General features: G+C 59.0%; 21 protein-coding genes and 1 pseudogene. 10 read left to right on the top strand and 12 right to left on the bottom strand.

What is annotated here, in order from left to right; genetic code table 11:
- Positions 1 to 54: 54 nt before the first annotated feature.
- The 3 genes and pseudogenes from IVB18_RS38700 to IVB18_RS38690 form a co-directional block, all read right to left on the bottom strand.
- Positions 55 to 357 carry a hypothetical protein gene (locus tag IVB18_RS38700; protein ID WP_247991833.1) on the bottom strand — a complete coding sequence of 101 codons (303 nt, stop codon included), beginning with the start codon at positions 355 to 357 and terminating at the stop codon, positions 55 to 57.
- Positions 358 to 684: 327 nt separating this feature from the next.
- Positions 685 to 1,836: pseudogene (locus tag IVB18_RS38695) on the bottom strand (IS1182 family transposase); the annotation flags it as partial.
- A gap of 45 nt (positions 1,837 to 1,881) precedes the next feature.
- Positions 1,882 to 2,067, bottom strand: coding sequence for a hypothetical protein (locus tag IVB18_RS38690; protein ID WP_247985493.1), 186 nt, complete (start codon positions 2,065 to 2,067; stop codon positions 1,882 to 1,884).
- Between IVB18_RS38690 and IVB18_RS38685 the strand changes: the two genes are divergently transcribed.
- Both IVB18_RS38685 and IVB18_RS38680 read left to right on the top strand, forming a co-directional pair.
- Positions 2,066 to 2,431, top strand: a complete 366-nt coding sequence (locus tag IVB18_RS38685; protein ID WP_247985492.1) for a hypothetical protein — start codon at positions 2,066 to 2,068, stop codon at positions 2,429 to 2,431. The genes IVB18_RS38690 and IVB18_RS38685 overlap by 2 nt on opposite strands.
- On the top strand, positions 2,431 to 3,327 hold the full coding sequence (locus tag IVB18_RS38680; protein ID WP_247985491.1) for a reverse transcriptase domain-containing protein: 897 nt from the start codon (positions 2,431 to 2,433) through the stop codon (positions 3,325 to 3,327). Before IVB18_RS38685 ends, IVB18_RS38680 begins: the two co-directional genes overlap by 1 nt.
- Before the next feature lie 106 nt (positions 3,328 to 3,433).
- Here IVB18_RS38680 and IVB18_RS38675 read toward each other — a convergent pair whose 3' ends face one another.
- The 3 genes from IVB18_RS38675 to IVB18_RS38665 form a co-directional block, all read right to left on the bottom strand.
- On the bottom strand, positions 3,434 to 4,975 hold the full coding sequence (locus tag IVB18_RS38675; RefSeq protein WP_247985490.1) for a glycosyl hydrolase family 17 protein: 1,542 nt from the start codon (positions 4,973 to 4,975) through the stop codon (positions 3,434 to 3,436).
- Positions 4,976 to 5,849: 874 nt separating this feature from the next.
- A complete protein-coding gene (locus tag IVB18_RS38670) occupies positions 5,850 to 6,914 on the bottom strand; it encodes an IS110 family transposase (protein ID WP_247985489.1) in 1,065 nt (354 codons plus the stop codon).
- 210 nt (positions 6,915 to 7,124) lie between these two features.
- Positions 7,125 to 7,337 (bottom strand): hypothetical protein, encoded by a 213-nt coding sequence (locus IVB18_RS38665; protein WP_247985488.1) that lies wholly within the window; start codon positions 7,335 to 7,337, stop codon positions 7,125 to 7,127.
- Between the two features lie 474 nt (positions 7,338 to 7,811).
- Here IVB18_RS38665 and IVB18_RS38660 point away from each other — a divergent pair, with 474 nt between their 5' ends.
- From IVB18_RS38660 to IVB18_RS38650, 3 genes are all read left to right on the top strand, one after another.
- Positions 7,812 to 8,570: a hypothetical protein gene (locus IVB18_RS38660; protein WP_247985487.1), complete on the top strand. Its 759-nt coding sequence runs from the start codon at positions 7,812 to 7,814 to the stop codon at positions 8,568 to 8,570.
- Between the two features lie 309 nt (positions 8,571 to 8,879).
- On the top strand, positions 8,880 to 9,329 hold the full coding sequence (locus IVB18_RS38655) for a hypothetical protein (RefSeq protein ID WP_247985486.1): 450 nt from the start codon (positions 8,880 to 8,882) through the stop codon (positions 9,327 to 9,329).
- On the top strand, positions 9,329 to 9,673 hold the full coding sequence (locus IVB18_RS38650) for a hypothetical protein (RefSeq protein ID WP_247985485.1): 345 nt from the start codon (positions 9,329 to 9,331) through the stop codon (positions 9,671 to 9,673). Before IVB18_RS38655 ends, IVB18_RS38650 begins: the two co-directional genes overlap by 1 nt.
- A gap of 1,050 nt (positions 9,674 to 10,723) precedes the next feature.
- On the opposite strand, the gene IVB18_RS38645 is transcribed toward IVB18_RS38650, so the two are convergent.
- Positions 10,724 to 12,067 carry a hypothetical protein gene (locus IVB18_RS38645; protein ID WP_247985484.1) on the bottom strand — a complete coding sequence of 448 codons (1,344 nt, stop codon included), beginning with the start codon at positions 12,065 to 12,067 and terminating at the stop codon, positions 10,724 to 10,726.
- A gap of 49 nt (positions 12,068 to 12,116) precedes the next feature.
- Positions 12,117 to 13,466 (bottom strand): glycoside hydrolase family 71 protein, encoded by a 1,350-nt coding sequence (locus IVB18_RS38640; RefSeq protein WP_247985483.1) that lies wholly within the window; start codon positions 13,464 to 13,466, stop codon positions 12,117 to 12,119.
- Between the two features lie 132 nt (positions 13,467 to 13,598).
- Between IVB18_RS38640 and IVB18_RS38635 the strand changes: the two genes are divergently transcribed.
- Positions 13,599 to 14,705 carry a glycosyltransferase gene (locus IVB18_RS38635; RefSeq protein ID WP_247985482.1) on the top strand — a complete coding sequence of 369 codons (1,107 nt, stop codon included), beginning with the start codon at positions 13,599 to 13,601 and terminating at the stop codon, positions 14,703 to 14,705.
- A 10-nt stretch (positions 14,706 to 14,715) separates the two neighbouring features.
- On the opposite strand, the gene IVB18_RS38630 is transcribed toward IVB18_RS38635, so the two are convergent.
- Complete coding sequence (locus IVB18_RS38630) at positions 14,716 to 15,909, bottom strand: glycosyltransferase family 4 protein (RefSeq protein ID WP_247985481.1); 1,194 nt, start codon at positions 15,907 to 15,909, stop codon at positions 14,716 to 14,718.
- Positions 15,902 to 17,152: a WcaI family glycosyltransferase gene (locus IVB18_RS38625; RefSeq protein WP_247985480.1), complete on the bottom strand. Its 1,251-nt coding sequence runs from the start codon at positions 17,150 to 17,152 to the stop codon at positions 15,902 to 15,904. Before IVB18_RS38625 ends, IVB18_RS38630 begins: the two co-directional genes overlap by 8 nt.
- Positions 17,153 to 17,394: 242 nt before the next feature.
- Between IVB18_RS38625 and IVB18_RS38620 the strand changes: the two genes are divergently transcribed.
- A complete protein-coding gene (locus IVB18_RS38620) occupies positions 17,395 to 17,973 on the top strand; it encodes a WcaF family extracellular polysaccharide biosynthesis acetyltransferase (RefSeq protein ID WP_247985479.1) in 579 nt (192 codons plus the stop codon).
- A gap of 19 nt (positions 17,974 to 17,992) precedes the next feature.
- Here the strand turns inward: IVB18_RS38620 and IVB18_RS38615 are convergent, their stop codons facing one another.
- Positions 17,993 to 19,321, bottom strand: a complete 1,329-nt coding sequence (locus IVB18_RS38615; protein WP_247985478.1) for a hypothetical protein — start codon at positions 19,319 to 19,321, stop codon at positions 17,993 to 17,995.
- 232 nt (positions 19,322 to 19,553) lie between these two features.
- Here IVB18_RS38615 and IVB18_RS38610 point away from each other — a divergent pair, with 232 nt between their 5' ends.
- The 3 genes from IVB18_RS38610 (at position 19,554) to IVB18_RS38600 (ending at position 21,800) form a co-directional block, all read left to right on the top strand.
- Positions 19,554 to 20,153, top strand: coding sequence for an FkbM family methyltransferase (locus IVB18_RS38610; RefSeq protein ID WP_247985477.1), 600 nt, complete (start codon positions 19,554 to 19,556; stop codon positions 20,151 to 20,153).
- A 377-nt stretch (positions 20,154 to 20,530) separates the two neighbouring features.
- Entirely contained in the window at positions 20,531 to 21,601 is a 1,071-nt protein-coding gene (gene gmd / locus IVB18_RS38605) for a GDP-mannose 4,6-dehydratase (protein ID WP_247985476.1), read from the top strand.
- Positions 21,582 to 21,800, top strand: coding sequence for a hypothetical protein (locus IVB18_RS38600; RefSeq protein ID WP_247985475.1), 219 nt, complete (start codon positions 21,582 to 21,584; stop codon positions 21,798 to 21,800). The genes gmd and IVB18_RS38600 overlap by 20 nt, the downstream gene beginning before the upstream one ends.
- A 178-nt stretch (positions 21,801 to 21,978) precedes the next feature.
- On the opposite strand, the gene IVB18_RS38595 is transcribed toward IVB18_RS38600, so the two are convergent.
- A complete protein-coding gene (locus IVB18_RS38595; protein ID WP_247991832.1) occupies positions 21,979 to 23,070 on the bottom strand; it encodes an ERF family protein in 1,092 nt (363 codons plus the stop codon).
- Positions 23,071 to 23,095: the final 25 nt, after the last annotated feature.

The following is a 23,095-nucleotide window of genomic DNA, read 5'->3' as shown; positions in this document are numbered from 1 at the left end:
CGCTCGACGCCGTGCTTGTGCTCGTAGCGGATGAGTACCCTTTTTTGCAAACAATTACGCATCAGATTCTATATTCATATCAACCAAAACTTCCCCGGCGATGATTTCGGGGTCTCCAAGATTAAGGTCAAGCAGGCTTGCTTGAACAAACTTCAGTACTTTATCGTTCGCGGCAATGGCGCTTTCGCGGTCCTCGAATATCATCACAGCGACACCGACGCCTTCGCCCCCGTCCAGTACATAATAAGATCTGAAACCGTGCGATTCCCTTAGGATCTGACCGATGCCGCTTTTGGCGCGACGGGCAGCATCCGCAACCGAACGAACCTTGGTGTACTTTCGAATGACTATGTACATGAGGCCACCCATGCGTCTCAGTTCCAGCCCCACGCATCAAAGCATATCGGGCCGCTGCTGGACTAGACTAGGGCCTACTTCCGAGAATGGGTCAAAAGCGACGCTTTGGCAGTTGTCCGGTCACCGGTCTACCCCGATAAGCAGACGATTTCAGATCCCGCCGTACTTCGCCTTAGGGCCCAGGCCGTGTGAAAATCGCGCAACTTGGGGCGCCACGGCGCATTTCGCGGCCGTCGAGCTTCTAATTCGGTGGAATCGACCTCCGGTCATCTCCCTGGCAACCAGGAGCTCCGTGTAGGCGCTGATTTGGTCGCGCAGCGGCCGGCCTCACGCCTGCATCGCCTCCAGCAATCCACCTACGCCCACGATCATCATCACGCGCTTCATGTTGTAGGCGAGCACGTTGAGCGCCATCTCGGTGGCCACCTTTGGTAGCTTTTTCGTGAGAAAGTGCGTTGCTCCCATCCAACACTTCATCGTGCCGAACGGATGCTCCGCTGTCTGACGGCGGACACCCATTGCATTGGGGTTGTGATGGAGCCGATCCTGAACTTTCTCCAGAACGGCCTCGTGCTCCCAGCGTGAGATGCGGCGCTCGGGGGCTGTCGTGCACTGAGCTTTGAGCGCGCAGGTTTTGCAGGTGCTCGTCCAATAGCGGCGCAGTGTCTTTCCATCCTCTACGTTCGTATAGTGATAGGTTAGCCGCTCGCCGGCGGGACAGCGATAAACATCGTCGGCGGCGACATAGACGAAGTCCTGTTTGCCGAAGCGGCCAGCAGCTTTGGCGCCCGAAGTCATCGGCTTCGGCAACGTCACCGTGATGTCGGCTTCCTCGCAGGCCCTGATCTCCTCTCCATCGTAATAGCCGCGGTCTGCCACGACTTCTAGTGTCTCGACAGCCATCTCGTCGCGAGCCTGCCTAGCCATGTTGGCGAGTTGGTGGCGATCGGTGCCCACGTTGGTCACCTCGTGAGCCACGATGAGATGATGCTGCGTATCAACTGCGATCTGCACGTTATAGCCAACGATCCCGGTGTCCTTGCCACTCGTCGCCATCGAGCGCGCGTCAGGATCGGTCAGCGAGATCTGCTTGTCCTCGCTCTTCATCATCTCCGCATTGATCGCGTTGAGCCGGACGATCTCCTCCTTGAGCTTCTCGATCTTGCCCTTCAACCTCGCAACTTTCGCCTCTGGCACTGCATCGCCATGCCGATCGGCGGTCTCGAGCTGCGAGAGATACCGGGCGATGCTCTCGTCGATCCGCTCCAGCCGTCGCTTCATCTTCGCCTCAGTGAAGTTCTTGTCCCGCGCATTGACGGCCTTGAACTTCGACCCATCGATGGCGACGCTCGCTGCAACAAGCAGGTCAAGCTTGCGGCACAGCGCGACGAACTCGCGGCAGACCTCACGAATGGCCTTGCCATTCTCCTTGCGGAAATCCGCGATGGTCTTGAAGTCCGGCGCCAACTGCCCGGTTAGACGATGGCCTGGCGGGACAGATGGCTGGCCGTGATCTTGGCGCGTTCATTCATCGCTTGCCTCCCTCGTCGACCTGGCCGAGATCATGCGGGCGATGAGACGTGCGAGGATCTCGAGCGCTGCGACGCGCGAGGCTTCGTCGAGCTGCTCCCACGCCGTCGCCGACGGGGCTGCTGGAAAGGGGTTCGGTGGAAGATCGGGGCGGTCGAGAAAGGCCAGGTTCAGTTGCATGGTTGCTCTCCTTGCACTGCACCGACTCGACGGGTCGGTCGTAGAGAGCGTCAATGATCTTGCGCAGGTGGAGCAAATCGCCAAGCCGGCCGAGATCGTGGGCACCACCAGCATCGTTCGCCGGCGTTCGCCTTGCCTGCTCGGCGTTCCAATCGGTCCAGTTGGCCGGAATCAGCGAGCGGCTACCGTCTGGCAAGACCACGAGAACGAGGAGGACGCCGCGCCGCCGGATGCTGCTGATCACGGCCAGCGACTGGCCTTCGAAGGCGTGGCGCTCGCGGGTGATGGTCAGCGAATCTGGAATATCACGGTGATGGGTAGTCTGTGGCCGCTTCCTTTGATCGAGTCAATCACGACAAACTGATGGGCCAGATCGCCAAGCGCGTCGGGGACAAGCGGCTGTTGAAGCTCATCCGGGCATTCCTGAATGCCGGGGTGATGGAGAACGGACTGGTCAGCCCCAGCGTGGAAGGAACTCCGCAAGGAGGACCGCTTTCGCCACTGCTAAGTAACCTCGTACTCGACGAACTCGACCGCGAACTGGAGCACCGGGGACACCGCTTTGTCCGTTATGCGGACGACTGCAACATCTACGTTCGCAGCGAACGCGCGGGTCAGCGGGTGATGGAGAGCATCTCGCGCTTCATCACACAAAAGCTCAAGCTCAAGGTGAATGAGGCGAAGAGTGCGGTGGCACGACCGCAGGAACGAAAGTTCCTCGGGTTCAGCTTCACGGCTGGTCCATGCATCAAGCGCACGATCGCGCCGAAATCGCTGGAACGGTTCAAGCAGCGAATCCGAGATACTACGCGAAGGGCCAAGGGCGTCAGCATCAAGACGACAATGGAGGAACTGGCCAAGTATATGCGGGGCTGGCGTGGCTATTTCGGCTTCTGCGAAACGCCCGAGGTGTTGATCGCCCTCACTCGTTGGGTCCGCTTGCGATTGCGGGCCGCTCTTTGGCGCCAATGGAAAACACCAGGACGTCGTCGAGCAGCACTCATCGCGCTGGGAGTCTCGGGGGAATTGCGCAACATGGCCGGTAGCGGCCGTGGACCCTGGCACCTCGCCCGGAGCAAAGCCCTCTCTGTTGGACTCTCCAATGCCCACTTCAAATCGCTCGGGTTCCTGTCCTTGATCGAAGCGCGTCAGCGTAACTTCTCGAACCGCCGTATACGGACCCGTACGTACGGTGGTGTGGGAGGGGTGGAGCCGCAAGGCTCCCCCCTATCCCGATCGTTGGCCCATCACGTCACTTAGCGCGGTGCAGCGAGATGTCCGGAGCTGGGGGCAAACCGGAGGTGGTTAGCCCACGGCCAAAATGACGCGATTGACCCATTAACGGAAGTCGGCTGGCCAGGTTTTCTCAAGCGCGCGCCCGCCACAGCGTAACCGCAAGCAGTATATAGGCAGCACAAGTCCACAGCGACTGCCAATTGTCCGGCCCTTCGCTAAGCGCCGCATAGATGGCTGCCACCAAGAATACGCCGGCAAATATCGCTTCCGCCATGGGGCGGATTCCTTTCTTGGGGCGATTGAGCTGCGTCATAGCCGCAAAAGGGACCGCCGCCATAGTGAGGGCCGCAAAAGGAAAATCCTTTTCGCGCGGGTCAAACATAAAGCCCAGCGCGGTCTCCGTGCCGATCACGATGGTTACGATCAAGATCAATCCGTGCATGATCGCCAGCCCCGATGGGGTCCGGTAGTCCTTCGGACCCAGCAATTCCAGAAATGTGGGCGGTGCGCGCCCGGACATCAGGGCGTTGGCGCCGAACAGCGGCGAGGCAGTTGCCGCCACCAGAAGTGCGCCCCACAGAAGCCAGCTGCCCGCGTCGTAGCTTTCATAGAACATCTTTTGAGCGGCCACCCCAAACAGGACTCCGGCGGTGGTTGCCGATATTCCGACCGCAAACCATGAGACGAGCCGGGGCTGCGAGGGCTTCCGGCGCGAGGTCAGCCATGCAGCGCCGAACACCAGGATCGCCAGCGCCATTCCGCTGCTCATTTGCAGTTTCCAGAGCGGATAATTGCTGACGGGGATGCCGGGCGGATATTTCAGCGTGCGCTGCGCGGAATCGAATAAGCCCCACGATCCGCCGACGGTGCCCTCGAACTCATGCTTCCACAATTCATCATACGCCTCGAACAGGTTGACGCGGAAATTCTCGCGCCGGGCAACATCGAGGACCTCCGAGATCACCCGCGCCTGATTGGTGCGCGACGGTAGCGCCGAATCGCGCATCCGCCCTTCGCTCGGCCAACCAGTTTCTCCAATCAGGATTTCCTTGCCCGGAAACGCCGACGCCACCTGCTTTCGGACGGCGTCGACGTGAGCAGCGGCAGATTTCGCCGGGACCGGGACATTTTCCCAATATGGCAGGATATGAACGGTGACGAAATCGACGGCGTCATCGAGTTCCCGATAGCGCAGCCAGTACTCCCAGACGTCGGAATAGGTGACGGGGACCGGCACTTGTGCCTTGACCGAGCGGATTAAGGCAGCAAGGTCGGAAGGCGTCATCTTCCGATGCAACAGAACCTCATTGCCGACCACGAGTGCGGTGATGGTTTCCGGATATTGCTGGGCGAGGCGTATGCCCGTGGATATCTGCGTCGCGTTCTTCTGTCGGTCCCTATCGAGCCAAATTCCCTGAATGACTTTCAGCCCCACCTTGGACGCAAGTTCGGGGATCTGATCGAGACCAAGATCAGTCGCATAGGTACGGATACAGTCGGTTATTTTGGCAAGCTGGGCGAGATCTTCCGCGATCTGGTCCCGCGGCACTGGTGTCGGCGACTCTGACGTTTGGTTGTTGCGGAAGGGCGCGTAGGATATGCATTGCAGTTTGGCATTCGGATCGATCGGTGCGCGCGCCAAGTTGATCGGTATGGCCAGCCACCACCACACCGCGGCGATCGCACCTAGGGATATGATGAGAAGCGCCAGAGGCGTGCGAAGCGAAATAGTTCGACCCTCCAACGTAGAGATCGTAGGTCAACCGGCATGCTGTCGTGACCCGACAACAACAGAAATCATTGTCCGCCGGTACCTACTTGACCTGTGAAAGCTGCTGCCAGATCGTCCGTGCCGCAAGAGGCGAGTCAATATCCAACGAAGGCCTTAAGGCTACCGCAGGGCAGGTAGAAATAATCTTCGCCATCTCCCGAGATGGCCTTCGGGGACCGGCAGCAGAGTGGCCTTTCTCTGACGGTCGCCGTGCCGGCTAACGAACGTCGCCTGTTGGCCCGTGGCTGACCTCTGCTCAGAGGGCTGCAATTTCTTGCTTTCAGGAGATAAGCGAACCAGGTCATGCAGGTTGTCGAAGTCAGCCTGTGACCCAAATGTATGGTCCGGCCGCGCGTTGCAAGAGGTTTCGTCAACCTGGCAGATGCGGTCTTGCATCAATGTATCCGGCCTCTGATTGGAGCGTGTTGTGCTCCGGGCCATCATGGATATCGGCGCGCATTCGAGCTAATTAGCGGACAGGCCTCGAAGGGGCCATTCGGGTCACCCGTGTTCGCATGCGCCGGGAAGACCGATTCTCCATCGTCGTCTCATCCTCTCGCAGACCTCGGCGGGTAAGGGATGTTGGTTACGTCATCGATAGCTCCTCACTTCGCACTGTTCCTTTGTTCGTGCCTGGCGGTCGTTCCTTCGTCCCGGCCTGCGCGCGCAGACGCGCCGCGCGCAAGGGCCGTCAAGGCCGGCCGTCGTGCTGTCCTGACGGCTTGCTCGACCGCTGCCAGGCTGCGCCTTGACGGCCCCGAGCACGGCGCGAGGATCAAGCAGGTCGGGACGCCATCTCATCTGTCTTGACGCACTCGAAGGCGCGCCCCTTGTTGAGAACCGCCCAGGCGATGCGGGCGAGCTTGTTGGCGAGCGCAATCGCCAGCACGTTGTGGTGCAATCGTTTCTTGGCGGCTTCGATCCAAGATTTGAGGCCATAGCGCTCCCAACACTTTACCTTGACCAGCACAACCCACGCGGCTTGCACGAACAGAACGCGCAGGTAGCGATTGCCGCGCCTTGATATCTTGCCGAGGATCGTGCGGTCGCCTGTCGATATCTGCTTCGGCACCAGTCCAAGCCAGGCGCCGAAGTCGCGGCCTTTCGAGAACACGTCTCCAGTGCCGATCGCGGCTACCATCGCGCTCGAGATGATCGGGCCGATGCCCGGGACCGTCATCAGTCGCTCGCAGCCTTTGTCTTGACGAGCCAATGCTTCGATCTCGCTGGAGAGGTCCTCAATGCGCGCGTCCAGTCGGCGCCAGTCTCCTGCCAGGTCCTCGATGATGCGCAACATGCGAGGCGCGAGGACATCGGTGCGCGTCGCGAGAATACCCGGCAACTCGGACCGCAGCGAACGCAGGCCTTGCCGCACGGCGATGCCCCGCTCCAGCAGGAACGCACGGATCTGATTGATGACGCCGGTACGCTGACCGACCAATCGCTCGCGCACGCGGTGCAGCGCCTGCAGGTCGAGCTGGTCGGCGGTCTTGGTCGCGACGAACTTCATGGTCGGGCGTTGGACAGCCTCGGCGATGGCTTCCGCATCACGGAAGTCATTCTTCTGTCCCTTCGAATAGGGGCGCACGTATTTCGCGGGCATCAGTCGGGCGTCGTGGCCGAGCATTTGGAGCTTGCGACTGAGATGATGCGCGCCGACGCAGGCCTCCATACCGATTAAGCACGCTGGCAGGTTGGCGAGCCGTGCTTCTACCTGGCCGCGTGACCACTTCTGCCGCAGCACGATTGCGCCGCGCTGATCGTGGCCCACGATGTGGAACGAGTTCTTGCCGATATCGATGCCTATCACGGCGATCGCTGAGCTGAGTTTCTGAGACATGGCGTGCTCCTGTCTTGGGCGCCCCTTGCCAGCTTGTCGTGCTGGCAGGGCCGGAGCACGGCCGGACCATCTCATTAACGGACATTGGGTCGCAGCGTCTGGGTGCCTTTTCTCAATCGCCGCCCCGTCGCAAAATGCTTGGCTACAGCTTGACTGGGCGGGTCAGGAGGGACGTCGTCAACACTCCTTCTCACCTTGTCGTTTAAAGCCTTATCGTGCGGCGCTCTTGTCGAGCTCGCCCAGCGTTTTTGTTATATCGCTATAGACATGGCTGAGACGTCTTTGTGCGAGGGTTGCGTCGCCCATACTGCCCATGTTCAGCACGTCCATGCGCTTGATCAGCGTTCTCGAAATCTCGATGTTCTCGATCATTGACTGCTTGAGAGCAAGCCGAAGGCTTTCGATGCTCTCGGCGAGCTTCACGGAGGGTGGCCGGCCCGGGTTTTTGGTGAGATCGACAAGAAGCGACTTATGCTGCCTTTGCAGCGAGCTCCGTTGCTGATCCAGGCGCAGCGCAGCCTTTTTTGTGTAATACATTTGAACTTTCTTAACGAATTGGCCTCTGGCTTCGTCTCTACGTTGAGCTAAGGTCAACCTCGCTGTGGATGTTCATTTGATTCGTCTTCCGCGCAAGTCCTCGAAAGCGTATTCCTCAAAGTGTCCTGCCCCGTCACGAGGCACGGCTTGGGATCGATGCGGGCGGCCAACGAAGTTTGAGCCTAACGCTCATGCCAACGCATCGGCTTGCGCTCTGGGTCTGCCGAGCGTTGCCGCTATGCGTGTCGTCGCGAGGTCAGTGGCGACCGACTATCCGCGCGTGCTCGCACAATTTGTGTAATTTCGTGCAAGAGTGAAGTTAACCGTGTTCAGCGAGTAGAGTGCTAAAGGACGTCCCTCGTGCCGAAGCATTACCGTCCAGAATCCTACCGGCCGGCGCCGAGCTGGCTGTCGATCTGGGACTCGATCTATTCGGCTCTGGCGCCCCACGCCGTCTCCATTTTGCAGCCGACGGGCTTCTACGAGATATACGACATCGACATTCCGCGAGTGGACGGACCGCGGCAACTCGCGGGAGAAGAGAAAGCCGCGATTGAGAGAATCGCAACGGCGTTGACCGTTGCAGCGCATTGCTCGCACGATACCTCGGCCGGCATCGTCCGGGCCTGGCTCGAGCGGATCGCAAAACAGCCGGCGCTGTTTCGCTCCAAGGGCCTTCCCCCAGGGGTGCACTGGGCCATCGTGTCCAACTACTGCCGTGACGCCGAAAAGCCCGGTACGCATCTGCAGGACCTGTTTGGGCGTCGTCGGGTGCATTTCGAGGCAACAGCCAGAAGGGCGACAGCCTCGAACATTGCAAAGGCTGCCCGCAGGGCACTTGAAGATCAACGGCGGCTGCGTGGTCGTCCCCGCAATGTCGCCAATCGCTCGCTTGCCGAAAGCCTGGCTGTGAGCTTCAAGGCCTTCGGCGGCCGCATCGTGCGGCGGCAGACCCCGATCGATGTGCAAGGCGGTGGCGTGCTCTATGTGGACAGCGGGCCATTCTTCTCCTTCCTTGAAAAGGTGATTGGTCCGTTGCAAGCACACCTTGATGAGCGTGGTTTGCCCGGCGTAACCCTCGAAACAATCGAGCGAATTGCTGCCGAACAGTTCGCTTAGTTTGCCGATTGCGCTGCCCCTTTTCACCCACAAGAAACGAGCTCCCCGGCCGCCGGCAATTCTGGTTTTGCTCTCCTGGACGGCATGCGTTGGTTGCGTGCCGGAAAATCAGGAGCCCCAGACATGGCCGAGAACGTAAAGCAATCTTCGCAAGCGATCCCGCGGTCGCAGCCCATTCCGCGCTTCATCCAGAGCCAGCTCGACCAGCCGCCGATTGGTCCGAATGAAAGTGTTGCCGAATTCAGGTCGCTCTTCCGCGAATTGGCGGAGGCCGTTCAGGGCGGTCACCGTTCGGCAGCGGAGTTCATCATGCTGCTGCAGGCGACAATTCTGACGTTTCGCATTATGGGATTGGAGCGCATTCGCAGCGCCATCATCGGGCACATGCGCCCTGAGGCGGTCGTGGCCTTGATCCGCCTGGCGAACGGTACAGTCGAGCCCAATTCCGTCACGGATTTCGGGGTCAACGACCGCAGGAAGGAATACTTCGCAAACAAGGACGGTAAGGCAAAGATCGAGGCGAGTTTCGCTCGCGTTGGCTATGCAGCGGACGCGGTCGATATCGAGGCATTCCAACTCGCGCTGCCCTCGCTGGCCCCGATCGATCGCCAGATCAATGCCTCCCAGAAGCAACTGATGGCGTTTTTAAAGGAGGTCGATCGCCGCGATGCCAAACGCGCCGAAGACCTGCGCAAGGCCACGCTCAACGCGGTCGTTCGCGCGCGCTCGGAAGTGGCCGATAAGCGCGAGGCGAACTAATGGCCACCGAGAAGCAGATCGCCGCCAATAGGAAAAACGCTGCCCGGAGCACCGGGCCGCGGACGACGTCGGGCAAGGCGCGCTCCAAGATGAACGCGCTCCGCCACGGCTTGGCAGCAGCCCTTGGGAATCAAGGTGAGGGTACGATGTCCGACACTGGCCTCGACCTGGAAGCGCTATCCGAGCGGATCGCGCGAATTGAGGCGGAGCGGGGCAAGCTCACCTTCGAGATCGAAACGCAACTGTGGGAGGGGAATCGCAAAGGCGTCGATGACCTCGTACGCCAGTTGGACGCTCTCGAGCGCTATGCCAAGCGCAGCGCCTCGGCGCTCCGCAAGAAATAGGCGATAAACTTCAAAACTTCAGTTTTGACAGAACGAACCCAATTTTGGGGAGCGAAAGAGGTATTTCAGACGACTTTGCCCACTGGCACTGCCAATTGGCAGTTCGCGGCCTGCCGCGCATTCCAGATTGCTGCGTTGCTCTACAAACGCCTCGAACCAACTGTGATCTACATCACTGCGTTGGTCGAGCCGACGTGTCAGGCTGCGACTCGTAGGCGGCGCGGGGGTAGGCGTGGTGGCGCCCCGTGCCGGCTGACGAACTCCTGATTTAACCAGTTGAACTTCGCGAAAAGTCGTAGAGACTTATCGGACGGACGAGGGGATTATTGGAAGGCGTTCGGGGGCCGTTTCTCGCAAGAGACTTTTGGAGCCGTGCATCCTCGTCGTGTGGCTGAATTTTTCGAACACGAAATGCTTTTCCGAAACATCTGGGGTCTTCGCGGCAATCGGGTCAATTTATCGAGATGACAGCGCGTGTGCATCATGCGTGTCACAACCATGTTGCTGCCATTAAGTTAATGAGGATTTGGCGTGAGCCTTGCTGAGTCGAGCAACGCCGGCTTGAAGTTATTGGGGGCGTCCTGATGAGTGGCAGAACTGTGCCAGAACGGATCAATGAATTCCTCGTCCGCTGTGCCGGGCGGGCCTATTGTGATCACTGCATCCAGGAACGCCTTGGGCTGCGCTGGCGCCAGCAAGTGCAGCTCGTGACCGCCACCCTTGGCGTTACCTCCAGCTATTGCCGCAGCATGTCGGAATGTTGCACCTGTCACGACACCAAGCAGGTTATAAGTTTTGTCGCTCCGGGTTCGCCTTCGCGTCCGAGCGCCACATTGTCCTTGCATGGAACGGCGCGCAGAAATGGGAATCTTCCAGTCGAGCCATCTCGCTCGCAGCAGCCGCCTGGTGACAGACCTGTCGAGATCTAATCAGTCGTCGTGGTTTTCAGGTCGACACCGGCGAGCCGGTTGAGCGCACCCGAAGGCGCGATATCTGATCTGGAGGACGCTCAAAAACCTAGCGTGCGATGGCCCTCTCCTCTCGCCCGTTTCAAGCGCCGCCTTTGTTGACAACAGGCACTCGCCCCCAAAACGTCCGCTCGATGAAATAGGCGAGCACCAGCGGGCCGATACAGAACAAGAGGAAATCGAGGATCTTGTAGCCGCCGTCACGGGCCCACTGCAGCAAAAGTCCGACTATCCAAAAATACGCACAGTAAAAATAGATCGAAATCTGCGGCTGGCAGAAGCGCCGAAACATCTTTCCAAAGAACCATCCGCACAAGCTCAACGTAGTTACCACGCCCAGGTAACCCAAGCTGATCCAACCATCTCCAACGAGTGAGGTGGTGCGAGAGGCGAAGTGACCATAGGCGTCGAGATTGACCCACGATACAGGCGATCCCACTGGCTTGTCCGGCCACAGTATCCGCGGAATGGGCTGGGTGAACATGCCGAGATACTGAGTGAAGTAGGAGTAGGTTCCGCTAACGGCGGGTACCTTGGCGATCACATAGGTGAGGAAATCAAAATTGGCGAAATCTGGATGGGCGCCGAACGAGGACTTTGCAAGGTCGAAGTCGAATTCGATCTCGCCAGTGGTCAGAAATTTGACCATACTGTCTCGATTCTGACCGATCATGACGAACAGCGCAAGAACGACCACCATCCCAGAGTAGTGGACCCAGGTAAATGCGCGCCGTTTGTGGATGTAGAGAGTCATCATGCTGGCGATCAGCCCCGAGATGACAATCTCCCACCTTTCGCCGAGCTGTAGTGCGATCAGCGCGCAAAAGGACATCGCAAGATAGGACCACCACCGCGCACGCGTCATATGGATCAGTAGTGCCGCGAACGGAAAGGCGAAATTGCGTGCATTGACGACATAGGCGGTGGTATCGGCAAACAGCTTTTGACCTGTCGCGGGGTCAACTGTCATGTTGATCTGGCCAAGTTCCAAAAGCACCCCCACGCCGTAGGTCTGGCGCATCGTGAGGGCGAGGAGAAACGAATAGAGGATCAGCGGGACGAGCAGGAGGAAGGCGATCAGGAAGGAGCGCGCTTCCGATTGGGTGGGGCGGATGTAATTGAATGTCGGTTCTACCGGCTTGAAACCCAGCGCTGCAAGGTAGGCCAGGACAAAACTCAACAAGCCCAGGTCGGTTACGAAGAGAGTTTGCAGAAAGACCTCGTCTGAGGGCATGTACCTCATGAACTCAAATTCGGACCGCAGATCGAACAGGTAGACGATCAAGGGCCGTTGCACGAAGACCATGAAATGAAAAGCCAGGTACAAGAAGAGTCCTGAATAGATGTTCAGGAAACCTCTCGCGTTTAATCCCGCGACCAGGGCGACAAAAAAAGCTATGTGAACTGCAAGACCGATTTCGATCATCTGATTGTCATGAATCGCACGAGGAGGTCGCCCAAAGCCGCAACTAGCCTCAGGGTAGTGCAATCTCGCCTGCGAAGTAATTAAAGTTGCCCATTTGTCCAAGTTTTGTGATTGGGAATTCCAGTTGCTTTTCCGCGATCGGCCGACCCTGATCCATGACCTTGATGATCACGGGACCTTCGAACATCTCGAAGCTATAGTGCTGGACGCCCGCCGGCATGGTTGTTGATTGTCGATGGCCTCCCACAGTCACATCGACCGTCAGAGGCCTCGGCAAAAAGGTGGACACGCAAATGCAGTCCACGAGGTTTTCCCATCCTTTCGGGCGTCCTTGTTCGCCGGTCTCGGGAGAGGCGATTCCGTAGGCCGACTTGGGATGGGGGCGATAGAAATAGTAGATTGATGGATGGTCGATGCTCGGGCGCCGCGATGACTTGAACCAGTCGATATAATAACGGCTCGCCTTCAGAAATGCCTCGTGGCTCAGGAGTGAGCCCCAGTGATAGTTCCAAAGATCCTGACGTCTGATGTCTCCATAAGGTGCGACGTAGGTGGATTCGCCCCAATCATTCCATGTCACGATTTCGATCCAGTTCGCCCCCGATTCGATGGCGGCCGTCCATTGTGCCGCCATGCCCTGGAAGCCTCCGCTCTCGAAGACGCGGAAATTGCCGCGTAGGCCCCGATAATATGGGCTAATGCCGATCATCGAGAGTTTGTCGGCCAATTTACTCCGCGCAGCCACCAGCGGACCATCTGTCGGTGGTTTTGCGTAACCGAGATCTGGACCGAACACGAAGTAGCCGTCGATATCAGGATGCTCGCGAAACAGGTCGTCGAGGAATTGCGCCGTCGGGCGGCTGTAGTTCCGCGACCAGAATTTGTCCGTGGGATACTGGTAGTTGGGCACTAGGAATGGCTTTACTCCCGAGGACGACAGCCGCTTCCTCAGAGACCCGCCCCATTCCGGCGTGCCCGAATAGGTGCTTACCACCGGACGGCCTTCAACCCGGAGATAGGCGGAGCTGGCCGAAAGCTCAAGCAACATCGTCGCGCTGTCATCGACGGGGGCATCGTCGAAGGACAGAAAAAGCCTGAACGACGGGGCAGACCGTTCTGCGGCTGCAAATATCCGCCGACTGATAGCCAGATAGTGAGGCTCTCGTGACCAACCCGGCACATTCAGGGCAAACCCATCGAGTCCATAAGATCTCGCGGTGGCGATTTCGCGCTCAAAGTCCTCGACAGTCGCGCCGAGCCCATTCGCAGGGCAGCAAACCATGTAGTGGGCGAAGACCATTTTGGGCGGCGAAATCCGATCCCCCGCACAACTTGTCTGGCCTAACGCTATCCAGGCAGAGATCGTCGCGAGGAGCATCCGGCCGACTGTGCTCAGCATGATCGTTGCCCGGGGTATGGGTGTTAATTGTCGACGATCCGCGTAGATTTCGCGCGGGGTTAACGGTTTGAGAGCTTGATACGAATCTCCTAGTCTTTAGGCAAGCAGGGACGCCGCAACGGCGAATCGGACGTGGGCTTCAGAAAGCGCAATATCGTAATCGCGGCCGCCTTCCCACCGCCGCTCCACGGCTTGTCAAAGATTTCCGATTCGATTGCCTCCGATCTCGCCAAACTGGCGATTGTTCATCGCTTTGACCTGTCGTCGCGTTCGCTTGCGCGGTCACCCGTCTACCATTTGCGAAGACTATTGTCCGTTCTCGTTGCAACCGGGGGTGTCCTGCGCAACAGCTTGCGTCCAAATCCCTGCCTTTATATTCCAGCGGACGGTGGGTTGGGCCTGGTCTATACGCTTTTCCTGACCGCACTTGCGCGGATTTCCGGCCAGACCATCTTCATTCATCACCACAGCTTTTCGGCAATCGACAGGCGGCAGCTAGCGATGTCGATGCTCGTTTCGGTCGCCGGCAGGCGTGCGACCCACATTTTCCTTTGCCAGTTGATGCTGCGCCGATTTCGCGACAACTATTCTGGCCAATGGAAGGGGCTGATTTCGTCGAACGTGGTTCATGTCCCTGGCACCCCAGAAATGCCGTCCCGCGTTACCGACAGGATCACGGTCGGCCTGCTGAGCAATCTGACGCAGGAAAAGGGACTTCATCTGTTTCTCGACCTGGTGCGGGCTTGCGTGAGCCGCGGTATGCCGGTCATGGGCCTGCTCGCAGGGCCGATAAAGGACGCCGCAGACGCAGCCATGGTCGAAGCTGCGCGGTCCGAAATCGGCGAGCATCTGGCTTACCTCGGCCCCCTCTACGGAGCCGACAAGGACCGTTTTCTTTGCGAGCTCGACATATTCATGTTTCCGACGAGGTATCGTAACGAGGCGCAACCCAACGCCGTTTTCGAGGCGATGTCTGCGGGAGCAGCCGTCGTGGTCTTTGCCAGGGGCTGTCTCGGGGAGGATGTGAGCTGCAACTGCGGACTTCTCGTCGAGCCATCAGCTGATTTCGTATCGGCTGCCTGCGAGCAGTTGGCGCGATGGAACGAGGATCGAGCCGCCCTCGCAGCCGCCAAGGCGGCTGCGCGCCAGCGATTTGCCGAACGCAAGGCTGCTGCCGTCGAGGGCTATCAGCAATTGCTCCGCGCAATTGCCGATTGCGAACCGGCTGTTCGGATTTAGATCTTCACGCTCACTTCGCGAATCTGGCAGTGTTCCTTGCCGTGTATGTTTGATGATAGGCAGCAGCTATCAGCTGCGCTGTTGTCGCCATGTCCGGGAAGGTATCGCGGCTTGCGATTGCACCTTGCCGAAGGCTTTGCTGGAGGGATCGCGAAGAGTAAACGTTCAAGATTGCCTCGGCAATTGCCTCCGCCGATCGCGTCGGAACGACAAATCCGTTCACGCCGGGCTTGATCACGTCGCGCGCTCCCACGTGTTCAGTTACGATCGCCGGAAGGCCGCAGGCAAGGGCCTCGGTTACTACGAAGCCGAAACCATCCTGAACCGACGGCAAGACCAAGAGCGAGCTTTCCTGATAGAGACGAACGAGATCGCCGCGTCCCAGCGGGCCAAGATAGGTGAATTGTCCTTCATAGCGTTTGAGAACAGTCTTCATCTCCCGCCTCATGGTACCGACGAAGATCAACTCAGCGTTCGCAAGCTTGAGCGTCTTCCAGGCCTCCAGCAGATAGATGTGTCCCTTGATCGGATTGAGTTCTGCAACGCAAAGCACCCGAAAGGGTAAGTCCTTTGCAGAAGCCCGCGCAGGAACGAAAGTATCAAGATCTGTAGGCAACTGGATTACGTCGATGGCGTCCGCCGAAAAGCCTGCGGCAACGAAACTGTCGCGAACTAGCCCCGAGAGGCAGAAGATCCTATCGCAAAGCTCGATCTCGGCGACACTATTGACGCTATCGGCGAGATAAGGGCCAGGCGCGATCGATAATCGTTCAAGTTCGATCCGCATTTCGCGTTCAAAGAACGCAGGATGGCATACGATGGGATGCCCAAGGATGGCGGCGCCCTGCCGCTTGGCCCTTTGCAAGAGGCTGAATGCCTTCCCTTGGATCACGGCATGCAGCACCTCACAGGGTTGCCAAGCGGCATGCGCGGCCGCAAGCCATATCGAGTCGTAGAGAGGATAGATCGTATCCGCAAAAGCGTGGTTCAGGTATCGCGCATGAAACTGAAGAAGATACTCCTTTAAGAAGATATTCCGCGCCTGGGATCGATCGATTTGAAGTCGTGCCGCATTGTTCGATCGCCGCGAGGCATAGTAGACGCGGCCCAAATGCGCTGCTTTGTTCAATTCGGGGATAAGCTGAAGCTGCTTGAAATCACCGCAGACCGCAATATTGACCGTCGGTCCGGCGGCGTCAGTCATCCTTGCGCCCGCGGCCAGCGACTTCGATAAGTCTTGCTTCGAACTCGTTCAGAATGGTTTCTTTGCGCCACCGCGCGCATGCCAACGCGCGTGCTTGCTCACCCATACGCATTCGCAAGCCGGGATCTCTAGCAAGCTTCGATATCGCTTCGGATAGTGCGTGCCGGTCAGACGGAGGCACCGCAATCCCGGCGCCTTCAATTTCGGTCGCAAGCTGAGTGCCTGGGTACGCCATCGCGACCGCTGGTCTTCCGGAGGCCAGAATTGGAGCAAGCTTGGAGGGCAGCATGAGATCGGAGACCTCGGCGCGTTGTGGAATCAAGTGGATATCCGCGGTCGCAAGCAATTCCCGCATTCGCTCGTCTGGTTGCAAGTCAAGGAATCTCACATTGCATAGGGGAGCCGTGATCTTGACAAGATGTTTCAACGACGCTCCGCCACCGCAAAAGACGAACACGACCTCAGGCACCTTGGCTTGCAACTCCGCTGCGGCCTCTGCAAGACTCTCGATGCCCTGTTTGGCTGCAATGCTTCCTGCATAGAGAGCAACGATGTGGCGATCCGACAAGCCGAGTTGCTCCCGGAATCGGGTCCTTCGATCGGCTGGGCTGATTGCATCCGTGTCGACCCAGTTTCTGAATTTTACAGTGCTTTTGGGCGGAGCGCCCTTCGCGTGCAGCCGATCCATCATGCGGGGCGAGATTGTCGACACCCGATCAAATTGGCGCAAGATGGCAGATTCGACGGACATCGCCGCACGGCGAAGATGGTTGCCCTCGAGCATGCCAAGTTCAAAGGCGGCATCTAGCTCGAAGTCCTGAATGTGGAGCCAGCTTGGAGTCCCAAACATTCGCGAAACTGCCAGAGCTGCAGGCGCGATTAGGAACGAGGGTGTTACGGCCAGCAGGATGTCCGGCCGCAGTTGGCGTACCGAGGCCATTAGCTTGGGGATGCTGGAAATTGCGAACGAGGCATGGCTCATGATCCGACCGCGCTTGCCGGTGGGTACAATCCGGGGCAAGAAGAGCGGGCAACGGCGGACCTTAACCTGGTTCCTTATTTCATGCTGGTAGGACCGGTTATCGTATCCCTCGGCAAGCACCCAAGTGGGGTAATAGGGATGAGCCGTCACGACCTCGACCGTGTGGCCGCGTCCTGCCAACCACTCGCACAGCTCGCTGGAATATTTCCCGATTCCGGTCAGCTCGGGAGCGTAATTGAGGCCGTAGGTCAGAATTTTCATAAAGTCAGAATTTTCATAAAGAAAGTCAGGTTGGGCAGCGCCACCTGCAGAGACACCCCTCAGCTTTAGGCTGTGCGGTCGGGACCACGCAGTTAATATATCGATAATGGCCCCAACCGCCGAGCAACCAAAGGGTCGGCGTAAAGCTCATCTTTAGATGGTATGTTCTATTAACGAAATACCCATTCTGGAACATTCCGGACGATTTCGATGGGTGGTTACCAGCCAAGAGCATTGCCACGATGCCAGATGCAGACAGCGTTCGCGTTCAAGATCTTTCCAGGTATGCGAATCCCAAAGGGCTCCGCGGTCGCTCGGCTCTGTTTGTCCAATTGTGGTGGGTCGTCGAGGCGCTTCTGGTCCGGCCGACGCCGCAGGTCTTCTTTGCTTGGCGAAGACTTATTCTGCGGCTTTTCGGCGCCAAGATCGGTCCAGGTGTACTGATCCGGCCATCGGTGCGCATAGTTTATCCTTGGAAAGTGTCAATTGGAGCGAATTCCTGGATCGGGGACGACGTGCATCTCTATAGTCTTGGCGAAATCGAGATCGGCCAAGACGTCGTCGTGTCGCAAGGGACCTATGTGTGTACCGGTTCGCACGATCACCGGAGTCCTGACTTTCCCATCTTCGTCCGTCCCATCGTCATTGAACCCGAGGCCTGGGTGGCAGCACAATGCTTCATCGCTCCAGGGGTCAGGATTGGTCGTGGCGCCGTCGTGCAGGCCCGCGCTGTCGTGATGGGGGACGTTTCAGCCGGAACAATCGTGGGTGGTCACCCCGCCGCCGTGATTGGCTCGCGGCTTCCGGACGGGCGCCCGTAAACCCCGGTCCCCATCGGTCTCATTTCGATCCAAGCTGCCGCGCCATCCGGCCAAGTATCCGATGACCAGAGAGCGCGCCGCCGATTTCGGGCAGAAGCAAACAGATCCCAATTGTCACCAGGCGACCGGTCCATGGCAGCAGGATCGCGGCGCCTACGATGCCAAGGAGAAGTCCCGTCGCGTAGCCGAACGAGATCAGCCCGACCTGATTGAGAGCGCTTGCTGCAAGCAGTGTCCCGTCGAAATAGCACCCCAGTAGTGCGACAAGCGCAAGTGCGATCATGAGCTCCCAATCCAGCGGAATATGTCCTCCGGTCCACCGCGGAATAATCCAGGGGGCCAGAACCAACTCTGCAACCAGCAATACCGCAGCGAGCAAAATCGCATTGCGGAGCATTCCCCGAACCAGCTGACGAGCACTCTTCGCTTCGCCGTTTGCCCACAATCGACCGATTTCGACCTGGGTGGCTTGCGAGGTCATGGTGGCAAGATTCCTGGCCGTCTTCGTATACGTGGCTAGAACGCTGAACGTTGCCAGCGCGACCGGGCCAAGGCTGTGCGATACCAACAGGCGCGGCATGTAGACGCCCAGAATGTTGACACAGACGAAGATCAGGAAAAAACCCGCAGCCGATCGCCAGATACCGGTGAGGAATTCAAGGTCGAAGTTCGCAAGCGAGAGTGAAAGCCATGCCACCCGGCGAAGCGCCCAGACCAAGTGAAGCGTGACGTTAAGCGTGGCTCCTGCGAGCATGATTCCGGCGACGGCGAGAGGACCTGCTCCAACACGAAGCGCGAAGCCGATGCAGACGAGCTCGATCGCTTTGGAGACTGCTGCAATTGCATTCGGCAAAGCGGCGCCCTGCGCCGCCGAAAGGCTACCGGCGAGGGGCTCGCTCAGGAATGTGATGAGTGTAGCCCCTGCAAGTATGATGACCAGAAGCACTGGGGTAGGCATATTATCGAGCCCTATCCCTGCGAGCGCTCGCAGGTCGGCAAGGGCAAGGATCACTCCTAGAACGACTAGGCCTGCTGCAATGCTCGCCACAATGGTGACGAGCGATGTGACGACGACGCGCGATGCCTTGCTAAACTCGTTCCGCGTCGATTGCAGTATGACTTCGGCGGCGGCTGCTTGTCCAACTCCGAGATTTGCCAGTGCGGCAAAGCCGGCCAGGGCCGCGAGTGCGAGCCATTCGCCGTACGATTGGGCCCCCCAGCTAGACAGAAGCAAAGGGACGAGAATGAGCTGTTCGGCGACCCGAACGGTTCGCGCGAACAAATAGGCAGCAAAGGCGCTGCGAATCCGTCGCCGGACCGCGGAGAAGTTAAGAACGGCGGTTGTCACTGCGGTTGGTCCTCAAAACTTTTAGGACATTAATCCAAAATCGGCAAAATTCAGAGAAACCTAAGCTGCAGTTTGATAGGCTAGCCACATTGTCGCTCGTTGGCATGTCTCGAACAGATCGCATTGGTGATCGAGAAATCGCAATTCGATGGTTAATTTGGCTCCGACCCGTCTCCTTTCGCTTGTTAAGAACTCGATGGTCCCCCCGGGCCGGTGCCCGCGACGCGTCAGATTGGGTCTGTACAAGGATATTGTACTCGATCTCAACCTTCGTTCGCAGAGCCAGATGATGCTAGGACTTTGGGAGAGGGAGACTTACGCCTTCGTGCAAACTGCCGGGACCGACATCCAATGGTTAATCGATATCGGAGCAGGTAGTGGAGAAATGACGCTGTACTTCCTGCGCCAGCCCGCTTCGATCAGAGCGATCGCAGCTGAGCCGGATCCGGCGGAGGTGGATGCGCTCCGACGCCACCTGAAGCTTAATGGATTTTCGGAGGATTCCTGCCAAATCATTAATGGCCGAATCGGCAGCGGTGAAGGAATGACCCCTTTGGCTGATCTGGTTCGTCCTCTGCGGGGGCGAGGCTTCATCAAGATCGATGTGGATGGTGCCGAGATGGAGGTTCTCGACAGTGCAGGAGACTGTCTCGACGAGATCAATGTTGCCATTTTGATCGAGACCCACTCGGAGCAGCTGGAAGCCGATTGCATCGCGTGGCTGCTGAAGCGCAACTACAAGACGTCGACCATCAAGAATGCTTGGTGGCGACGCATTCTGCCAGACGGGCGAACTATTGCACATAATCGCTGGTTATCGGCCATCCGGTAGAATAGGCATCATCCAAATCCCATCTGTTTTGAAAGCGCCGAGCAGCCTTTGGCGGAACCGTAATAAATGGCTCGGTGCTTGCGTCGCCAGCTTGGTGAGGTCAGGCGCCCGAAATGCGTGACGCTGGAGCAGAACAGTCCGGGGAGAAGCACTCTGCGAACATCGTGGATGATCCGGTATTTCAGGCTCGAGCTGCGGGTAGCGGTCTCGCGCTTTGGATCGTTCGGACGGCTAGATCTCAGGCAACCACGCCCGCTGTAGAGGGCTGACCTGGGCGGCCGATATGGCCAAGAAGAACAGAGTTCTAGGTAATTTTCATAAAGGAAACAACGCTCAGGGTTATTTGCCGGACGTGTTTGATAGGAGCAAGGCTTGGGATGAGAAATCGGATCGCTCTGATCACCGGCGTCACCGGACAGGACGGCGCCTATCTCGCCGAATATCTGCTGTCGCTCGGCTATGTCGTGCACGGCATCAAGCGGCGCTCGTCCTCGTTCAACACCGCGCGTGTCGATCATCTCTACCAGGACCCGCATGTCGGCAACGTGCCGTTCCTGATGCATTACGGCGACATGACGGATTCGACCAATTTGATCCGCCTGGTGCAGCAGATCCGGCCGACCGAGATCTACAATCTCGCGTCCCAGAGCCACGTGGCCGTCAGCTTCGAGAGCCCGGAATACACCGCCAATGCCGACGCCATCGGCGTGCTGCAGCTCTTGGAGGCGATCCGCATCCTCGGCATGGAGAAGGAGACGCGGTTCTACCAGGCCTCGACCTCCGAGCTCTATGGCCTGGTGCAGGAGATCCCGCAGAAGGAGACGACGCCGTTCTATCCGCGCTCGCCCTATGGCGTCGCCAAGCTCTACGGCTACTGGATCACGGTGAACTACCGCGAGGCCTATGGCATGTTCGCTAGCAACGGCATCCTGTTCAATCACGAGAGCCCGATCCGCGGCGAGACCTTCGTCACCCGCAAGATCACGCGTGGTGTGGCTCGCATCGAGGTTGGGCTGGAACAGACGCTCTATCTCGGCAATCTCGAAGCCAAGCGTGACTGGGACCATGCCAAGGACTACGTCGAAGGCATGCACAAGATCCTACAGGCCGACAAGCCGGACGACTTCGTGCTCGCCACCGGCGAGATGCGCTCGGTGCGCGAGATGGTCGAGCTGTCCTTTGCAGAGGTCGGCCGCCGCATCGCATGGCGCGGGGCGGGCGTCGAGGAGACCGGAATCGATGAGAACAGCGGCAAGACGGTGGTGAAGGTCGATCCGACCTATTTCCGCCCGACCGAGGTCGATCTCCTCGTCGGCGACGCCAGCAAGGCGCGCGCGGTGCTCGGCTGGAAACCGAAGCGGAGCTTTGCCGAGCTCGTCGCGGAGATGATGGCGAGCGATCTGGCGGACGCCAAACGGGACGCGGCCGGTGGCAAACGCACCGTTTGAGCTGACAGGCGCTGGCGGCGGTGGGATCGCGCCGCCAGCTCAAGGCATTTTGCAGCGTATAGTACTCGGCCTCATCCTCGAACTCGGGCGCGATGCCGACCAGATCGATGCGGCGCAGGGCCGCTGCGATCGCCTGCTGACGCTGGGTCTCCAGCAGCTGGTGGCGCAAACATCGGTAGCGCTGGATCTCCCAGGATAGCTCGGCGATATCGATCGCGAGCAGCCTTTCGATCGTGGATCGCGGCGCGAGATCGGCAAAGATCGCTTGCCGCAGCGCCTGGTGGTGCTCGCGGCTCTCACCGGAGGCGGCACCAGCACTTCCAGCTCAACCGGCATGGCGTTGACCGTGGGCTGCTGTGCGGTCTGGAAGGGGCCATTCATCGCCGTCGCGCCTCTGCGACGACGTGTGCGGACATGCTGCTGTCGACGATCGTTGCCGCGCTGGCAATTCCGTGGACGGGGCTTGCCGCCCACAAGTCCTGCGCGACCGGCAATGGCGCGATCTGCATATCGGACCACCACGCCCGCTCGTTGCCGTGCCGGTGCAGGTCCTGGTGATGGGTGCGGCACAGCGGCACGATGAACTCGTCGCTGACCTTGCGGCCCAGGGATCGAGGTTGCGCGAACTTCAGGTGATGCGGATCGGACGGAGTCTGCTGGCAGACCAGGCAGGGCTGTCCGCGCACAAACAGCCGGTGGACCTTGCTGCGCTTGCGGGGCTCCTTGGGAAAGGCAAGCCCCGCCTGTTCGAGGTTGCGCTCAACGTCTGATGCGGATGGCGGCGAGGCTTTCTCGACGCGTGTCTGGTAGGCAGCTTCGACCAGCCGGGCGTCCACCTCCAACAACGTGTTCTTGAGGGGCAGGCTGGTCTTGGCCCACCCCAACAGGTCCGCGTTGTCTCGCAAGCCGTCCAGTTGCTCCAGCAGACGCTGGCGCAGATCTGCCGAGGGCCTGTGGCCGAGCATCGGTGCGCGGTTGAGGATGCTCTTGGCGGATTTAGCTTTCGAGTTCGTTGGCGGCGCGGCGGGCGGTGGCGCGGTGATCAGATCTGGCGCATCGAGATCGTCTTCGCCAGCAATGCCGACCAGTGTGAACAGCGCGTAGCGGCGAGCATATGTCAACGCTGCGCCCATCCGCTGCGGGGCCGCCATGTCGGCGACGGGACATATCGGCCAGTCCGAGGCGATCCATTCCCCGGAGCTGTGCAGCAGGGTGGTTGTGAGCTTGATCAGTGCTGTCGCCGGCTCGACGGCGGTGGCCTGAATGATGGCGATCTCATGCTTGCTCAGGCACTTGCGCACGATCTCGAGCCCGCTCGCCAATGACGCGTAGCGGAAGCTGTAGCTTTCCTCCCGGGGGAAGGGAGAGACGATGGTGGCCGTGAGTGACTTCTCGGGATTTTCCAGTTCAGCCTGCGCGCGGGCTAACGCGCCGGCGATTTGGCTGATGGATTGACTGAAGGGCTGCATCATCGCTGGCTCCGTGAGGTGGCCA

It is taken from the genome of Bradyrhizobium sp. 186, from assembly GCF_023101685.1.
GTDB lineage: Bacteria > Pseudomonadota > Alphaproteobacteria > Rhizobiales > Xanthobacteraceae > Bradyrhizobium.
Note: the sequence above shows the minus strand (reverse complement) of the source record. Positions and strands in the feature narration are given on the sequence as shown.

What these genes read in the sequence shown, in the direction of transcription:
- IVB18_RS38700 (WP_247991833.1), bottom strand. Translation starts at nt 357, where the DNA reads ATGTACATAGTCATTCGAAAGTACACCAAGGTTCGTTCGGTTGCGGAT.
- IVB18_RS38685 (WP_247985492.1), top strand. Translation starts at nt 2,066, where the DNA reads ATGGTTGCTCTCCTTGCACTGCACCGACTCGACGGGTCGGTCGTAGAG.
- IVB18_RS38690 (WP_247985493.1), bottom strand. Translation starts at nt 2,067, where the DNA reads ATGCAACTGAACCTGGCCTTTCTCGACCGCCCCGATCTTCCACCGAAC.
- IVB18_RS38680 (WP_247985491.1), top strand. Translation starts at nt 2,431, where the DNA reads ATGGGCCAGATCGCCAAGCGCGTCGGGGACAAGCGGCTGTTGAAGCTC.
- IVB18_RS38670 (WP_247985489.1), bottom strand. Translation starts at nt 6,914, where the DNA reads ATGTCTCAGAAACTCAGCTCAGCGATCGCCGTGATAGGCATCGATATC.
- IVB18_RS38655 (WP_247985486.1), top strand. Translation starts at nt 8,880, where the DNA reads ATGCTGCTGCAGGCGACAATTCTGACGTTTCGCATTATGGGATTGGAG.
- IVB18_RS38650 (WP_247985485.1), top strand. Translation starts at nt 9,329, where the DNA reads ATGGCCACCGAGAAGCAGATCGCCGCCAATAGGAAAAACGCTGCCCGG.
- IVB18_RS38645 (WP_247985484.1), bottom strand. Translation starts at nt 12,067, where the DNA reads ATGATCGAAATCGGTCTTGCAGTTCACATAGCTTTTTTTGTCGCCCTG.
- IVB18_RS38640 (WP_247985483.1), bottom strand. Translation starts at nt 13,466, where the DNA reads ATGCTGAGCACAGTCGGCCGGATGCTCCTCGCGACGATCTCTGCCTGG.
- IVB18_RS38630 (WP_247985481.1), bottom strand. Translation starts at nt 15,909, where the DNA reads ATGACTGACGCCGCCGGACCGACGGTCAATATTGCGGTCTGCGGTGAT.
- IVB18_RS38625 (WP_247985480.1), bottom strand. Translation starts at nt 17,152, where the DNA reads ATGAAAATTCTGACCTACGGCCTCAATTACGCTCCCGAGCTGACCGGA.
- IVB18_RS38620 (WP_247985479.1), top strand. Translation starts at nt 17,395, where the DNA reads ATGCCAGATGCAGACAGCGTTCGCGTTCAAGATCTTTCCAGGTATGCG.
- gmd (WP_247985476.1), top strand. Translation starts at nt 20,531, where the DNA reads ATGAGAAATCGGATCGCTCTGATCACCGGCGTCACCGGACAGGACGGC.
- IVB18_RS38595 (WP_247991832.1), bottom strand. Translation starts at nt 23,070, where the DNA reads ATGCAGCCCTTCAGTCAATCCATCAGCCAAATCGCCGGCGCGTTAGCC.